This window comes from Streptomyces sp. NPDC059224 (genome assembly GCF_042754285.1).
In the GTDB taxonomy this organism is placed as follows: domain Bacteria; phylum Actinomycetota; class Actinomycetes; order Streptomycetales; family Streptomycetaceae; genus Streptomyces.
In genome coordinates, this window is record NZ_JBHZAN010000031.1 from 99,419 (window position 1) to 115,284 (window position 15,866).

Genomic DNA, 15,866 nt, shown 5'->3' on the forward strand with positions numbered 1-15,866 from the left:
GTGGGGGGGTGTGGGGGGGGGGGGGGGGGTGGGGGGTCGCGGGGGGGGGGGGGCGGCGTCCCCCCGGGCCCCCCCCCCCCCCGGGTCCCGGCCCCGGCCACTTCGCGCACGGCTCAGACCGCGTGCACGGTCCCCGCGTACCGCTGGGCGAACCGCGTCCCGGTCGCCGCGGTGACGGTGATGTCGTAGCGGCCCTCGTCGGTGTGCCAGGTCAGCCGGGAGTGGCCGCCCGCCTTGACCCACACGGTCTGCTCCGTGCCGGCGAAGTCGTTCGGCGTGACGGTGAACGCCACCTCGGTGCCGCCGCCGTTGCGCAGCTCCAGTTCGATCCTGGCGTCCTGGGGGCGTGTCGCGTGCGTCAGTGCGGCAAGGACGGACGGCACCGCCACGTCGTCCTGGCCGTCGCGCACCACCGTCCCGGCGAAGCGGCGGACGAACCCGTCCGCGCCGTGCACCGAGAAGTCGTAGCGGCCGTCGGTCGCGGCGGCATCCCACACGTAGGTGCGCGAGGAGTGCGGCGGAACCGTGAACGGCACACCGGTGAAGGGCGGTTCGACGTTCGGCAGCACGGTGAAGTGGAAGCCGACGGTGCCGTCGTTGGTGAGCGTGCAGGTGACCTTGCCGGTGGTGCGGTCGACGGTGACATCGGCCCACGGGCGGTACGGCAGCGGGCGGTGCGGGCGCTGCCCGGGCTCCTGCACGGGCATGGACTGCTGGTCGGGTATCCGCACCGCGGGCAGCGCGCCGGCCGCGTCGGCCTTCGCCATCAGCGCGACGGTGTCCGGCAGTCTCGGGATGCTGTAGTCGGGGCGGGTGAAGTCGAAGCAGCTGGTGAGGTCGCCGCAGACGGTGCGCCGCCAGTCGGAGATGTTGGGCTCGCGCACCCCGGTGACCTGCTCCAGGAACCGCAGCACCGACGTGTGGTCGAAGACCTGCGAGTTGACCCAGCCGCCGCGGGACCACGGCGAGACCGCCCACAGCGGCACCCGGCTGCCCAGCCCGATCGGCTTGCCGCCCGCGAACTCGTCCTTGGTGCCCGGCTCGGGGGACGGCGGGACGACGTGGTCGAAGTACCCGTCGTTCTCGTCGTACATGAGCAGGAAGACGGTGTGCCTCCACACCTCGGGGTTGGCGAACAGCGACTGGAGCGCGGTGTTCACCCAGTGCGCGCCGTAGTCGGGGCTGGCCGCCGGGTGTTCGCAGAACAGGTACGGCGCCACCAGCCAGGAGACGGTGGGCAGGGTGCCGTCCTTGCAGTGCCGGTCGAACGCCGTGAGGTCGAACTTGGTCATCGCGTTGACGTAGCGCGGGTCGTCCTTGGGGAACGCGTGGAACTGCTTGAAGTACGACAGCGCGTTGTCGTCGTAGTCGCCGTACCGGTCGTCGGAGCCGTCGGGGTTGTGGTACACGCGCCAGGTGACGCCGGCCTGCTCCAGGCGTTCGGCGTACGTCGTCCAGTCCGCCACCGGGTTGTCGGTGACCGGGGTGTTGTCGGTCCACGGGCCCGTGGTGCCGTCGACGCCGGGGCCCGCGGTGCCGGTCCACAGGTAGAGGCGGTTGGGGTCGGTGGGGCCGTTGAGCGAACAGTGGTAGCCGTCGCAGAGGGTGAAGGCGTCGGCCAGCGCGTACTGGTAGGGGATGTCCTCGCGGGTGAAGTACCCCATGGTCCGCTCGCCCTTGGCGGACACCCACTTGTCCATGGCGCCGCCGTCGACGGCGGTGTGCCCGGTGTCCCAGTCGTGCGGGAGACCCCCGGCGTTCTGCGCGTTGTACTTGGTGGTGTCCATGCGGAAGGGCAGCAGATAGCCCTCCTTGCGGCCCCGGTCGGGCTGGCGGAACACCGGGTCGCCGTTCGCCAGCACGCTGGCCTGCCGGTCGCCGAAGCCCCGGACGCCGCTCAGGGTGCCGAAGTAGTGGTCGAAGCTGCGGTTCTCCTGCATCAGGATCACCACATGTCTGACGTCGGCGATGCTGCCGCGCGTGTCGCGCCCGGCCGCCTCCGCGGTGCCGGGCAGCCCGGCGGTGGCGGCGACGGCGGCCGTGGCGGCGGTGGTGCCGATGAACGTGCGGCGGCTGATCTCGGTCATGGGATGAATTCCTTCGGGTCGTTCGGGTCAGCCGCGACGGGACAGGGAGAAGGTGACGACGGCGGCCGCGTGGTCGGAGGGCCAGCCGTTCGCGGCGGTGTCCGGCACCGGCCGCGGCCAGCCGGTGACCAGGCTGTGGGCCTCCAGCACCCGCAGCTTGCCCGCGTACTGGATCTGGTCGATCCGGTCCTGCGGTTCCGCACCGCCGTCCTCGCGCCGCGGTCTGACGGGGGACCAGGTGATGCCGGGGGCCCGCACCGGGCTGGAGTGGACCTCGCGGTAGGCATCGGTCAGACCGGCCGCCTCCAGGACCTCGGTGACCGGCCAGCGCACCCGGCCGGCACCCTGGTGCGCGGACGTGGTCCGGTCCGTCCAGTCGTGGTGCGAGGGCGAGGCGAGACCGGCGGCCAGCACGACGGGGGTACGGGACGCGAGGTCCGGCCGCATCGCCGCCACCAGCGCCCTGGCCTGCGCGTAACGTGCCGTCTCCCGCTCCGAGGCCTCGACCTGCGCGGCGGTCCTGCCCGCCAGCAGCGCGTAGGGGCCGTAGCCGGCCTCGTCCAACTGGGCCGCCCACACCCGCACCGCGCGGTCGCCGGGCAGGCGCAGCGTCGCCGCGGCGGCGGGCAGCGCGGCGGTCGGGGCCACGGCGTCGGTGAGCGGATGCCGGCTCACGATGCCGAGCCCACCGGCCTGGTGCGCGTGCCAGCCGAGCGCCGCGGCGAGGTCGGTGGCACCCTTGGCACCGCATTCCTGCAGCGTGACGACGTCCAGGTCCTGGGTGAGAACCAGCCGCACCTGCTTCTCCAGGAACCCCTCGACGTGGCTGCCGCCGTCCCAGAGGTTCAGCGTGGCCACCTTGAGCCGGAGCCGGTCCCGGGAGCCGCGTACCGGCACCTGGACGGTCACGGTGTCACCGCCCACGGCGCTGTCGGTGACGGAGACCACCACCCGGCCGGTCGTGCGCCGTCCGAGGACGGGGACCCTGCCGCTGACGGTGCCGTCCGCGGTCACCGACAGCCACGCGTCACCGGACGTGCGCCGGAAGGACGGGCTCCCCGCGGCATTGCCCTCCGGTCTGATCCACAGGCCGCCCAGGGACACCGAGAAGGACGTGCCCGCGGTCTGCGCGGCGGTGGTCACGGCGTCCACGGCCGCGTGCGGACGGGGGATCACCGGGCGGACCGCGAAGCTGAACGGCTCGGTCCGGGCGAGGACGTCGTAGCCGTCCTTGGCCAGCAGATAGCCGGTGTACTGCCCGGCGGCGAGACCGGAGGTGTCGAGCGTGATGTCACCGGTGGCGGCGGGGGTGTACGCCCAGCTGAGGGAGGAGCCGTTGCCGGGCCGCCGGTCGCCGTCGTAGACGCCGATCCAGTTCTTCGCGTCGGGCGTGGCGGTCGTCCAGTGGAAGGAGACCTTGTCGCCCTCGTGCGGATCCGGCGTCGTCAGTTCGATCGAGTCGCCGGTGGCCGTCCCGGCGAAGGTGAAGGGCGCCGTCCGGGCGAGGACGTCGTAGCCGTCCTCGGCCAGCAGGTAGGCGGTGTACGGCCCGGCGCCGAGCCCGGAGGTGTCGAGGGTGATCTGCCCGGAGGTGCCGGGGACGTACGCCCAGACGAGCGAGCCACCGCCGCTGCCGGGCTGCCGGTCACCGTCGTAGACGCCGATCCAGTTCTTGGGATCGGGCGCGTCGGTGGCCCAGTCGAAGGTCACTCTGTCGCCGCGGTGCGGGGACGTCGGGGAGCCGATGCTGATGCTGCTTCCGGCCTCGGCGACCTGTGAGAGGGGTTGCACGGTGTTGGGTCCTCTCCGCCCCGGACGCCGTCGTGACGACGCCCAGGTGAGCAAAGTTGTCTATATAACTTCGCTCCACAGCAAGCCGGTCCGCGGCGACGGACACGTGAACGAAGGGTGGCCGCCGTCCGGGGAGCAGACGGCATTCTCAGATGCCGCGGTGTCCTGCGGATAGCCGATGGCGCGTCAGAATATGACTGTTGACCTGCGAAGTCGACAACTCTTCGGGTCTGGCGCCGAGCCGGACGGCGAGTGGGGCCGGCGCGCCGTGGCGGCCGCCCGAGGTGCCCCGCGACGTCGGCCGCCGGTAGTCGGCTTGGAGCGTGCGCTGTGCACAGTCCGGCTTCCGGGAGAGGTCAGGGCCGCGCGGACGGAGGGCTGCCGGCGGAGTCCGCCGCCCGGTCCTGCCCGGTGCCGGCGCTCCAGCCGGCGAGGAGGGTGAGGGCGTCCTGGGCGGGCGTGTCCCGGCGCGCGCTGTAGACGACCACGCTCAGGCCGCTCTCGTCGGGCAACGCCATGGTCTCCTGGTCGAGTTCGAGGTCGCCGACCAGGGGATGGACCAGCCGCTTGGTGCTCCGGCGGAACACATGGACGTCGTGCGATCCCCACATGACCCGGAACGGGTCGCTGCGGGTGGACAGTTCACCGATCAGATGGGACAGCTCGGGGTCGTAGGGGTTCCTGCCCGCCTCGACGCGCAGCGCACCCACCGCGAAGCGTGCCATCAGCTCCCAGTCCTTGTAGAACCGCCTGGCCTCGGAGTTGAGGAACGCGAACCGGGCGACGTTGCCCCGGCAGGCCGGGTCGGCGTACATCGGCGCGTACAGGGCCCGGCCCAACTCGTTGGCGGCCAGGGTGTCGAGCCGGTCGTTCATCACGTACGCCGGCAGCCCCGGCATGCCTTCCAGGATCCGCAGCACGCTCGGACGCACCGTCTGCCGGACCGTCCGCTGCCGTGACCGGGCGCCGGGGGCCGGTCCGGCGGCGCGGGCGAGGTCGTAGAGGTACGTGCGCTCGGTGTCGTCGAGCCGCAACGCGTGGGCGAGCGCGTCCAGCACACTGTCGGAGACTCCTCTCAGGCTGCCGCGTTCCAGGCGTGTGTAGTACTCGACGCTCACCCCGGCGAGCGCGGCGACCTCGCCCCGGCGCAGTCCGGGCACCCGCCGCCGGCCGTAGACCGGAAGCCCCGCCTGCTCCGGGGTGATCTTCTCGCGGCGTGAGCGGAGGAAGGCGCTGACCGCGTCCCGGTTGTCCATGCGGCCAGCGTAGGCAGGCGCGGTGCGGAATGGGGGTCCCTGCCGGTACCCCTCACGGCAGGGGCTCCTCCGTGACCGCGGGCAGGGGTTGCATGGGGTGTGCCCCGAACCCGTCGGGGCACCGAGAGGACCCGAGGGGATACGCGATGGACAGCGACCGGACCAGGACGGCGACCGAGACCGCCACCGACGTGGTGGGCGGCCTGTACGAGGCGTTGGGCCGGGGCGATGTGGCGGGTGTCCTGGCGCGCCTGGCCCCCGAGGTGGTCGTCGACGAGCCGGCCCCACTGCCCTACGGCGGTGTGCACCAGGGCCGTGAGGTGTTCGTGCGGTCGGTCCTGGGCGCGATGATGCGCCACGCGGCGGTAGCCATCACGAAGGCCGAGGTCTTCGAGGGGCCGGCCGGCGTCGTCGGAGTGCTCACCGGCACGCTCACCGCGCACACGACCGGTGAGCGGTTCGCGCTGACCATGGTCGAGATCCACGACGTCGAGGACGGGCTGGTGCGGAAGATCGACGTCTACACCAAGAACCCCCACGAGCTGGCCGCCTTCTTCGCCCGTGCGGAACCCGGACTCGCCGTGTAGGAATCCGACGCAAGCCGCGCAAGAATTTGCGCGGCTTGCGTTCACTTGCGGTTTGGTGACGCAAGTGCGGTGCGTACGTCTGAGTGGCGGGCCGGGGTGTCCGGTGGTGTGAAGTACGCCTGAATGCATGCCGTTTGACCGATCTTTGACCACCGGTGTCGCCATGTCATGAGCGTTTCTGGTGAAACTTGTGTCGTCCTGCCTGTGGACCGGCTCACAGGACTCTGCAATATTTCGATGAAACAACGCAATATTCTGCGCACGAATCCGTGCGTGCCCCGCACCTTTCTGCCCCACTCCGCCAGGAACGAGCCGCCCTCGCCGCCCCCTCGGTGTGCGAGCCTCCGCAGAAAGCGACCCCCGCATGACTCGACACAAGCCGAGATCCCTCAGACGGCGCGCAGCGACCGCTGTGCTCGCCTCCGCCGTGATGGTTCTGGGCCTGCCCGCCGTCGGCGCGCACGCGGCCGGCGGGCCGAACGCCGCCGCGGACGCCAGGACCAGGGCGGGCAGTGCCCGCGCCGCCCACGCGGCAGCCAATGTCACCGACGGCGACACCGACACCTACTGGCAGGCCGGAAAGAAGTCCGCCCAGTGGATCCAGACCGACCTCGGCCGGACCGAGCGCGTCCGGCAGGTCGTGCTGCGGCTGCCCGAGAAGTGGCAGACCCGCAAGCAGACCCTGGCCCTCCAGGTCAGCGCCGACGGGACGAGCTTCGCCACCCTCAAGTCGTCGGCGCAGTACGTCTTCAGCCCCGGCAACGACAACACGGTGAAGGTCTCGGTCCCCGCGACCCTCGCCCGCTACGTCCGGGCCGACTTCAGCGCCAACTCGGTCGCCGGGACCGCCCAGCTCGCCGAGATGCAGGTCCTCACGGCAGCCGCCTCGACCCCCAACCTCGCCCAGGGCAAGCCCTTCAGCGAGAGCGGCCACGCCGACGTCTACGGCGCCGCCAACGCCGGTGACGGCAACCGCAACACCTACTGGGAGAGCACGAACAACTCCTTCCCGCAGTGGCTCCAGGTCGACCTCGGCTCGTCGGTCAAGGTCAACCAGGTGACGCTGCGGCTGCCCAGCGGCTGGCCGAGCCGCAGCCAGACCCTCAAGATCCAGGGCTCGACCGACAACCAGAACTTCACCGACCTGACGGCCTCCAAGGCGTACACCTTCGACAGTTCGAACGACCAGTCGGCGACCATCACCTTCGACACGACCACCACCCGGTACGTGCGCGCGCTGTTCACCGCCAACAGCGGCTGGCCCGCGGGGCAGGCGTCCGAGCTGGAGGTCTACGGACCGGCGACCGGCGACACCCAGGCGCCCACCGCCCCGGCCGACCTGGCCTACACCGAGCCCGCCACCGGCCAGATCAAACTGACCTGGAGCGCGGCCACCGACGACACCGCCGTCACCGGATACGACGTCTACGCCAACGGCCAGTTGCGGTCGAGCGTCGCCGGGAACGTCCTGACCTACACGGACACCCAGCCGGCCGGCAGCGACATCACCTACTTCGTGCGGGCCAAGGACGCGGCGGGCAACGTCTCCGCCAACAGCAACAGCGTCACCCGCAAGGGCGCGAGCGGCGACACCCAGGCCCCCACGGCGCCCGGCAGCCTCGCCTACACCCAGTCCGGCAGTGACGTGAAGCTCACCTGGCAGGCGTCCAGCGACAACGTCCAGGTCACCGGCTACGACGTCTATGCCAACGACCAGCTCGTCAAGTCCGTGGCGGGCAACGTCACGACGTACACCGACACCCCGTCGGCGACGGCCACGGTCACCTACTACGTGAAGGCGAAGGACGCCGCCGGCAACGTGTCGGTGGCGAGCAACAGCGTCACCCGGCCCGGCTCCGGGGCCGGCTCCGACCTCGCCCAGGGCAAGCCCGTCGAGGCCTCCTCGTACACCTTCACCTACGTCGCCGCCAACGCCAACGACGGCCAGGTCGGTACCTACTGGGAGAGCGCGGGCGGTGCCTATCCGGCCACCCTCACCACCAAGCTGGGCGCCAACGCCGACCTCGGCCGGGTCGTCGTCAGGCTCAACCCGGACGCCGCCTGGTCCACCCGCACCCAGAACATCCAGGTGCTCGGCCGCGACCAGGACGCCACGGCCTTCACCAGCCTCGCCGCGGCGAAGGACTACACGTTCAACCCGGCGACCGGCAACACGGTGACCATCCCGGTCTCCGGCGCCGCCGCCGACATCCAGCTCAAGTTCACCTCCAACACCGGCGCCCCGGGCGCGCAGGTGGCCGAGGTACAGGTCATCGGCACCCCGGCCGCCAACCCGGACCTCAAGGTCACCGGGATCACCAACTCGCCGTCCGCCCCGGTCGAGTCGGACGCCGTCAGCCTGACGGCGACCGTCACCAACAGCGGCAGCAGGGCGTCCAAGGCCACCGACCTGAACTTCACGCTCGGCGGCACCAAGGCCGCCACCGCGGACGTGCCCGCCCTCGCGGGCGGCGCGTCGGCGGCGGTCACCGCGAGCATCGGCAGCCGGGACGCCGGCAGTTACCCGCTGGGCGCCGAGGTGGACCCGTCGAACAAGGTCATCGAGCAGAACGAGGCGAACAACGTCTTCTCCCGCTCGGACGCCCTGGTCGTCAAGCCGGTCTCCAGCTCGGACCTGGTGGCGGCGCCGGTCGCCTGGACGCCGTCCAGCGCCTCGGCGGGCGACGCGGTCGCCTTCACCGTCGCCCTCAAGAACCAGGGGACCGTGGCCTCGGCCTCCGGCGCCCACGGGGTCACCCTGACCGTCCAGGACGCGAACGGCGCCACGGTCAGGACGCTCAGCGGTTCCTACAACGGTGCGATCTCCTCCGGTCAGACGACCGCACCGATCTCGCTCGGCTCGTGGACGGCCGTCAACGGCAAGTACACCGTCAAGACGGTCATCGCCGACGACGCCAACGAACTGCCGGTCAAGCGCACCAACAACACCACCACGCAGCCCCTGTTCGTCGGCCGCGGCGCGGACATGCCGTACGACATGTACGAGGCCGAGGACGGCACGGTCGGCGGCGGCGCCACGGTCGTCGGTCCGAACCGCACCATCGGCGACATCGCCGGCGAGGCGAGCGGCCGCAAGGCGGTCACGCTGAACAGCACCGGCCAGTACGTCGAGTGGACCACCCGCGCGGCGACCAACACCCTGGTCACCCGCTTCTCCGTCCCGGACGGCACCAACACCACCCTGAACGTCTACGTCGACGGCCAGTTCCTCAAGGCCATCGACCTCACCTCGAAGTACGCCTGGCTCTACGGCAACGAGACCGCGCCCGGCAACTCGCCCGGCTCCGGTGCCCAGCGCCACATCTACGACGAGGCCAACCTGCTGCTCGGCAAGACCGTGCCGGCCGGCTCCAAGATCCGCCTCCAGAAGGACGCGGCCAACACCTCCACCTACGCCATCGACTTCATCAACCTCGAACAGGCCACGCAGATCCCTAACCCGGACCCGGCCGCCTACACGGTCCCGGCCGGCTTCACGCACCAGGACGTCCAGAACGCCCTCGACAAGGTGCGCATGGACACCACCGGCAAGCTCGTCGGCGTCTACCTGCCCGCCGGCGACTACGAGACCTCCAGCAAGTTCCAGGTCTACGGCAAGGCGGTCAAGGTCGTCGGGGCCGGGCCCTGGTTCACCCGCTTCCGCGCCCCCTCCTCGCAGGAGAACACGGACGTGGGCTTCCGGGCCGAGGCCACCGCGAACGGTTCGACCTTCTCCGGCTTCGCCTACTTCGGCAACTACACGTCCCGGATCGACGGCCCGGGCAAGGTGTTCGACTTCTCCAACGTCTCGAACATCACCATCGACAACATCTGGGCCGAGCACATGGTGTGCCTCTACTGGGGTGCCAACACCGACAACATGACCATCTCGAACACCCGCATCCGTGACACGTTCGCCGACGGCATCAACATGACGAACGGCTCCACGGACAACCACGTGGTCAACAACGACGCCCGTGCCACGGGCGACGACAGCTTCGCGCTCTTCTCGGCCATCGACGCCGGCGGAGCCGACGAGAAGAACAACCTCTACGAGAACCTGACGTCCACGCTCACCTGGCGGGCCGCGGGCCTCGCCGTGTACGGCGGCTACGACAACACCTTCCGCAACATCCGGGTCGCCGACACCCTCGTCTACTCCGGCATCACGATCTCCTCGCTGGACTTCGGTTACCCGATGAACGGCTTCGGCACCGATCCGACGACGATCGAGAACGTCTCCCTGGACCGGACGGGCGGCCACTTCTGGGGCTCCCAGGTCTTCCCCGCCATCTGGGCGTTCTCCGCCTCGAAGGTCTTCCAGGGCATCAGGGTCAACGACGTCGACATCGACGACTCCACCTACGGAGGCGTGATGTTCCAGACCAACTACGTCGGCGGCCAGCCGCAGTTCCCGGTGAAGGACACCGTCTTCACCGACATCTCCATCACCAACTCCAAGAAGAGCGGTGACGCCTTCGACGCCAAGTCCGGCTTCGGGATCTGGGCCAACGAACTGCCCGAGCCCGGCCAGGGGCCGGCGGTCGGCGAGGCCACCTTCCGCAACCTGCGGATGAGCGGCAACGCGCAGGACGTCAAGAACACGACCAGCACCTTCAAGATCAACATCCAGTAGGTTCCGGAGGGCGGTGAAAGGAAGGGGCGTCCCCGGCGGGGACGCCCCTTCCCGCCGTGTCCGGTGCTACCTGGGCGAGTGGTGCGGGGGCGGGCCGGTGAGGAGGTGGTGTTCGTGGGATTCGTACCGGTTGCGTTCTCGGGTGGTGGCCCGTCGCCCGGACAGGACGGTGGTGAGCCAGCCGGCCAGGAAACCCGCCGGTACGGAGACGAGCGCGGTCGTGTTGTAGGGGAACCAGGTGAAGTCCGCCTCCGGGAAGGCGGACAGCGGTGTCCCCGAGACCAGGGTGGTGCCGGGGGCCAGGACGAGGACGCTCAGGGAGCCCACGACGAGGGTGGCCAGGAGCGCGGCGCGCGTGTAGCGGCGCCAGAAGAGGGTGTAGAGGAGCGCGGGGGCGATGGCCGAGGCGCCGAGGGTGAAGGAGACGGTCGCCAGCGGCTGAAGGCTGCGGTGCTGGGCGAGGACGGCCAGCAGGATGGTGGGGATGCCCACCGCCAGGGCGCTGAACCGGGCGAGGGCCAGTTCCCGGGCCGGCGCCGGGGGACGGGCGCGGGACGCGGTCAGGTCGTGGGCGAGGGTGTTGGCGCAGGCGAGCGTCATGCTGGCGACGGAGGCGAGGAGGGTGAGGAAGACGGCGGTGGTGACGGTGGCGAAGAGCAGGCTCTCCGGCCGCGACAGACTGGTTCCGAACGCGGCGCGTGCGCCCAGGAGATAGGCGGTCGTGCCGTGCGCGTCGGCCGCGGCGACACGTTCGTGACCGACGAGTGCGGTCGCGCCCATGCAGATCAGTGTGAGCATCAGGATGAACAGGGTCACCGAGGAGACCGCCCAGGACATCGCGCGGCGGACCTGACGCGGGGTGCCGGCGGTGTACATCCGCATGGTGACATGGGGCAGGCTGGCACCGCCGAGCACGATCGCGCACTGGGTGCTGGCCATGTCCAGCGCGGGATGCGGGCTGCTGGAGTACTGCAGGCCCCACTTCAGATAGGCGGGCCCCGCTCCGCTCTGCCCGGCCGCCGCGTGGAACAGCGCCTGGGGCTGCCAGTCGAACAGGCGCAGGATCAGGACGCTCACCACCAGTCCGGAGCCGAGCAGCACCACGGTCTTGATGATCTGGACCAGTGCGGTACCCGGCATCCCGCCCAGCGCCGCATAAGTGATCATGAGGACGCCGGCCCCGGCCACGCACCCGTTCTTCATGCCGGGATCGGTGAAGCCGAGAACGTACGCGAGGAGTTCACCGACACCGGCGAGCTGTACGACCATCATCGGGACGAGCGCGGCAAGGGTGACCAGGCAGGCCGTCACGCGTACCGACCGGGCCGGGTGACGCTGGGCCAGCGCGTCGCCCATGGTGTAGCGGCCGGTGTTGTGGAGGGGTTCGGCCAGCAGGAACATCAGCAACAACAGGGACAGCAGGGCGCTCAGGGCCAGGACGATGCCGTCGTAGCCGCACAGGGCGATGATCCCCCCGATGGTGAGGACGGTGGCGGCGGAGATGTAGTCGCCGGCGACGGCGAGTCCGTTGCGTATCGGCGAGAGGGACCGGTAGCCGGTGTAGAACTCGGCGAGGTCGTCCGCCTCGGGGCCGGTGAGCACGCACAGCAGCAGGGTGAGGGCGACGACCGTGCAGAACGCGATGAGCGACCAGGACTGGGCGGAGCCGCTGAACTCGGTCATGGCGACTGCTCCCGGTCCGCGACGGCCACCCGCATCTGGCGGCGGGCGTGGCGCGCCAGGGGATCCACGAAGCGGTGCGCGGCGGCCTCGTAGAGGAAGACCGCGAGCCAGGTGACGGGGATCTGGACGAGGGCCAGGACCAGCCCGGTGGGCAGGCCGCCGGGGCCGGGGCGGGCCATCAGGGACGGCGCCTTGACGGTCAGGGTGAGGAAGGCGGCGAAGTAGCCGAGCGCGGTGAAGGTCGCCACCCGCCGTTGCCAGCGGTAGGCGCGCCGCAGCAGGCGCAGGGTGCGGTGGGCGCCGGAGTGCGGGTCCGGCGGACTCACGCCGGAGAGCTCCTCCTGACCGGTCGACCAGGAAGGCGAAGGCCGGTCGTACGACGGCCGGTCGTGCGCGGAGGGGTCGTGCGGGGCGAGGCCGTACGCGGAAGGTTCGTACGCGGAGGGGTGGGACGCGGAACCTTCGGGCGGGAAGTGGTTGTCGAGGAACTGGTCGTACGGGGGCCGGTCCGAGGGTAACTCGGGTGAATCATGGGACATTTCGGCAACTCCTCGTAGGGGACCCGGCCCCGTGTGGGGGGACCGTGAGCGGGGAGAGCGGTTCGGGTGACCGCACGCCGTGCGGCCCGAAGATCGTGCGAAGCTGATGGCGCCGGTCGTCCGGGACGACGTCTCGTACGTCGCGATCGTGTGAGCAGGGCGCCATGGTCTCCGGCGGGAGGCGTGATCCGCCAGAGGCGCGCTCGTAGTCGGCGGGGGTGGTCCGTGGTGTGCGGAGCTGACCGTGGAATCTCTGCCCAGGAGTGAGGAAGCATTAACGGAGCGCGAGGTGGCGCGAAAGCTTCGACGAGTGCGCCGTCGCACATCTCACGAGCCCCAGCACACGCACCGGTTCGCCCCTGGTTTGCCGCACGCCTGCCGGGGCGGCGCCCAGGGCTCCTTCGACGCATGATCCGCGGACGCGCGGGACGGCGTCCGGATTCCGCCAGCGCCTCACGACGTGCCGCTCCACGCTGAACTCATGACTCCCGCCTTCGTCTTTCCTCCCCTGCCCATACCGTCCGCGTCCCTCGCCGAACTCCGCGTCCGCGACGATGCCGGCAACGCGCCACGTCCGTACACGGACGACGAAGGCGGCGCGCCCCTGCGCTGCTGCCTGCGGTCGAGCACCAGGGGCGAGAGGATCGCCCTGGTCTGCTACGCCCCGCTGCGGCGGTGGGCGGCGGAGACGGACGCCGACCCCGGGGCGTACGACGAACAGGGGCCTGTCTTCATCCACGCCGAGGACTGCGGCGGCCCGGCCGGCGAGAACCCCGGCTACCCATGGGCACGCCCCGGCGCCCTGCGCGTCCTGCGCCGCTACGACCACCGGGGCCACATCACGGGCGGCCGCATGCTGGAACTCCCCGACGATCCCCGCGCGGCGTTCGAGGACGCCCTGGCCGAGGCCTTCACCGATCCGGAGACCGCCCAGGTCCACGTACGCGCCGTCGAATACGGCTGCTACCACTTCCGCGTGAACCGCCCCTGAACCAGCTGGTCCCCGGTGAGGGGTGCGGGCCGTCAGTAGGCGTGGTGGACCTGCCAGAAGGCCCAGGCCTGGCAGGGGCTGCCGTACGTGGTGTTCATGTAGTTGAGGCCCCACTTGATCTGGGTGGCCGGGTTCGTCTGCCAGTCGGCGGCGACGGTGGCCATCTTGGAGCCCGGCAGCGCCTGGACGAGTCCGTAGGCGCCGGAGGAGGGGTTGACGGCCAGGTAGTTCCAGGTCGACTCGTGGTCCACGATGTTGCTGAAGCACTGGAACTGACCGCTGCCCACGATCTCCGCGGCCATCGCCTTGAGCTGCGCCACGGTGTACGAACTCTGCACGGCGAAGCCGGCCGTGGGATCGCCGGCGGCGGCCTTGGCCGCTGCGCGCTCCTCGGCCGCGGCCTTCTTGGCCTGCGCGGCCTTGGCCGCCGCCGCCCGGGCGGCCCGCTCGGCGCCCTTGCGGGCGCTCGCGTCCGCCTGGACGGCCACGGCGTCGGCCTGCCGTGTCAGGGACACGGTCTGCACCTGTGCCTGCTGTCCGGCGGGCAGGTCCGCGAGGAGGGTGGCGTCGGCCGTCGCCGCCTGGGCGTCGTTGCTCTGTGCGCTGCTGCCCGAGGCAACCCCGACGACGCTTCCGACCGCGGTGACCGCGGTGGCCGAGGCGACCGCGATTCCCCTCAACGGCATGGGGCTCATGCGCATCGCATCCTCTTCGCCGGTGTCACGGTGTGCGGTGCCCGACGACGCAGTGATCTCGCTTGCCGGTGTGGGCAGTTGGAACACTCTTGCGCGCGGACCCGGCCCGCGCAATCCCGGAAGAAGTGCGGATCCTCACACTCGCCGAAGACCTGGTCGAGCGGGTGGGCTTGACGTCGGCCGCCGCCCGCCCGTTTTCCGCCGCCGAACAGGGGACCCGCCGGCGGGCCGAAGGGTTGTGCGGGCCCGCCCGCGGGCGTCGCATGCGGTGCCCCGTGGTGCGGACGCCTACACAAGTGCGGCGAGGGCCGTGCGGCAGAGGACGTCCTCGGCGCGGTCCCAGGTCCAGCCGCTCTCGACCACGAGGGACCGCCAGGCTGTGGGGCCGAACCAGTGCCAGAGCAGATCCGCCGTCTCCGCCACCGGGTAGACGGGCGGCGGCGGCAGGGTGTGCAGATGGCGGGCCGCCGTCCGCAGCGCCTCCCGGTAGTCCGCGGTCGCGCGCTCCCACAGGGCCTCGCCGTCCTCGTGGACCGGCAGCGCCTTGCGGATCGCCTCGTGCACGGTGAACTGGCCCTCGTTGCCGGCCCGTGTGCCGCGGGCCAGCGTGCGCAGTACCGACTCGGCGGTGCGCTCCGCGAGCAGTGCCTCCATCGCCCGTGCGTAGCCGGAGGCGTCCACGCCCTGGTCGACGATCCGGTTCAGGATGTCGCTCTTGCTGCCGACGCTCGCGAAGACGGTCTTGGCGGCCACTCCCGCGGCCGCGGCGATGTCGGCCACGGTGACCCGCCCGTAGCCACGTTCGGCGAACAGCTCCGTCGCCCGGCTCAGGATCAGCTCACGTGTCCGTGCTGCGGCCTGTTCGCGCAGCGGGGAGACGTAGGACCGCTTGGGCTGCATGATCGCACTCTATCGCGATGAATTCATTAGGTGTGCTGTAACCTCAATCCTCGTCACCACCACACATGCGACGAGAGGCAGCCGCACCATGGGCATGGAGCCCGCAGAACTGGCCCACGGACTCTTCGAAGTCCTCGCGACAGGTGCTCCGGCACTCGCCGCCGACGTGGTCCACGAGGAGTTCCACAACCGCGAAGCGGCCGTGGCGCCGGCGGCATGCGCGCTGCCCGGCCCGGCCGGGGTCCTCGCCTCGGGTGCGTGGATGCGCTCAGCCTTCAGCGACCTGCGCTTCCCGGTGCTCGGCACCGCTCTCGGCGACGACGAGATCTGGGTGCGACTGCGCATGCAGGGGCGCCACACCGGTACCTTCGTCCGCTACCGCGACGGTGCCCTCGACCAGGCGATACCGCCCACCGGGCGGGAGATCGACGTCGAGCAGATCCATGTGCTCGGTCTGCGCGACGGCAAGGTGGTCCGCCACGAGGCCGTGCGCGACGACATCACCATGCTCGGGCAACTCGGGGTCTTTCCGCCGGCGCCGCCCACGGCACTCCGCATGATCGCCTGGCGCGTGACCGGACGCGCCGGCCGTGCCGCGGCTCGGGTGACCGCGGAGGCCGCGGAGGCGGCCGCGGCGCTGCGCGGGGCCGCGGGAGCCGGCCGCTGAGACCGCCCTGCCGGGCGAACGGCCCCCTCGCGTG

At 71.1% G+C, this 15,866-nt stretch carries 11 protein-coding genes; 4 read left to right on the forward strand and 7 right to left on the reverse strand.

Features of this window, described 5'->3' with window-relative positions:
- Positions 1-113 precede the first annotated feature (113 nt).
- The 3 genes from ACFXI4_RS31795 to ACFXI4_RS31805 all read right to left on the reverse strand — a co-directional run bounded on the left by ACFXI4_RS31795 (position 114) and on the right by ACFXI4_RS31805 (position 5,134).
- Entirely contained in the window at positions 114-2,087 is a 1,974-nt protein-coding gene (locus ACFXI4_RS31795) for a phosphocholine-specific phospholipase C (protein WP_384997396.1), read from the reverse strand.
- Between the two features lie 27 nt (positions 2,088-2,114).
- The gene (locus tag ACFXI4_RS31800; protein WP_384997397.1) at positions 2,115-3,878 is read right to left on the reverse strand and encodes a hypothetical protein; all 1,764 of its coding nucleotides are present in this window, start codon (positions 3,876-3,878) and stop codon (positions 2,115-2,117) included.
- 356 nt (positions 3,879-4,234) lie between these two features.
- The gene (locus tag ACFXI4_RS31805) at positions 4,235-5,134 is read right to left on the reverse strand and encodes a helix-turn-helix transcriptional regulator (RefSeq protein ID WP_384997399.1); all 900 of its coding nucleotides are present in this window, start codon (positions 5,132-5,134) and stop codon (positions 4,235-4,237) included.
- Between the two features lie 146 nt (positions 5,135-5,280).
- Between ACFXI4_RS31805 and ACFXI4_RS31810 the strand changes: the two genes are divergently transcribed.
- Together ACFXI4_RS31810 and ACFXI4_RS31815 are read left to right on the forward strand one after the other, a co-directional pair.
- Positions 5,281-5,721, forward strand: coding sequence for a nuclear transport factor 2 family protein (locus ACFXI4_RS31810; RefSeq protein WP_384997401.1), 441 nt, complete (start codon positions 5,281-5,283; stop codon positions 5,719-5,721).
- A gap of 364 nt (positions 5,722-6,085) precedes the next feature.
- A complete protein-coding gene (locus ACFXI4_RS31815; RefSeq protein ID WP_384997403.1) occupies positions 6,086-10,357 on the forward strand; it encodes a discoidin domain-containing protein in 4,272 nt (1,423 codons plus the stop codon).
- A gap of 66 nt (positions 10,358-10,423) precedes the next feature.
- Here the strand turns inward: ACFXI4_RS31815 and ACFXI4_RS31820 are convergent, their stop codons facing one another.
- Together ACFXI4_RS31820 and ACFXI4_RS31825 are read right to left on the reverse strand one after the other, a co-directional pair.
- The gene (locus ACFXI4_RS31820; RefSeq protein WP_384997405.1) at positions 10,424-12,040 is read right to left on the reverse strand and encodes a cation acetate symporter; all 1,617 of its coding nucleotides are present in this window, start codon (positions 12,038-12,040) and stop codon (positions 10,424-10,426) included.
- A complete protein-coding gene (locus ACFXI4_RS31825) occupies positions 12,037-12,579 on the reverse strand; it encodes a DUF485 domain-containing protein (protein ID WP_384997407.1) in 543 nt (180 codons plus the stop codon). The genes ACFXI4_RS31820 and ACFXI4_RS31825 overlap by 4 nt, the downstream gene beginning before the upstream one ends.
- Before the next feature lie 481 nt (positions 12,580-13,060).
- Here ACFXI4_RS31825 and ACFXI4_RS31830 point away from each other — a divergent pair, with 481 nt between their 5' ends.
- Entirely contained in the window at positions 13,061-13,570 is a 510-nt protein-coding gene (locus ACFXI4_RS31830; protein ID WP_384997409.1) for a DUF1203 domain-containing protein, read from the forward strand.
- A gap of 32 nt (positions 13,571-13,602) precedes the next feature.
- Here ACFXI4_RS31830 and ACFXI4_RS31835 read toward each other — a convergent pair whose 3' ends face one another.
- Positions 13,603-14,265: a lytic transglycosylase domain-containing protein gene (locus ACFXI4_RS31835; protein WP_384997411.1), complete on the reverse strand. Its 663-nt coding sequence runs from the start codon at positions 14,263-14,265 to the stop codon at positions 13,603-13,605.
- A gap of 288 nt (positions 14,266-14,553) precedes the next feature.
- Entirely contained in the window at positions 14,554-15,165 is a 612-nt protein-coding gene (locus ACFXI4_RS31840; protein WP_384997413.1) for a TetR/AcrR family transcriptional regulator, read from the reverse strand.
- Positions 15,166-15,259: 94 nt separating this feature from the next.
- Between ACFXI4_RS31840 and ACFXI4_RS31845 the strand changes: the two genes are divergently transcribed.
- Complete coding sequence (locus tag ACFXI4_RS31845; protein ID WP_384997415.1) at positions 15,260-15,832, forward strand: ester cyclase; 573 nt, start codon at positions 15,260-15,262, stop codon at positions 15,830-15,832.
- Positions 15,833-15,866 lie beyond the last annotated feature (34 nt).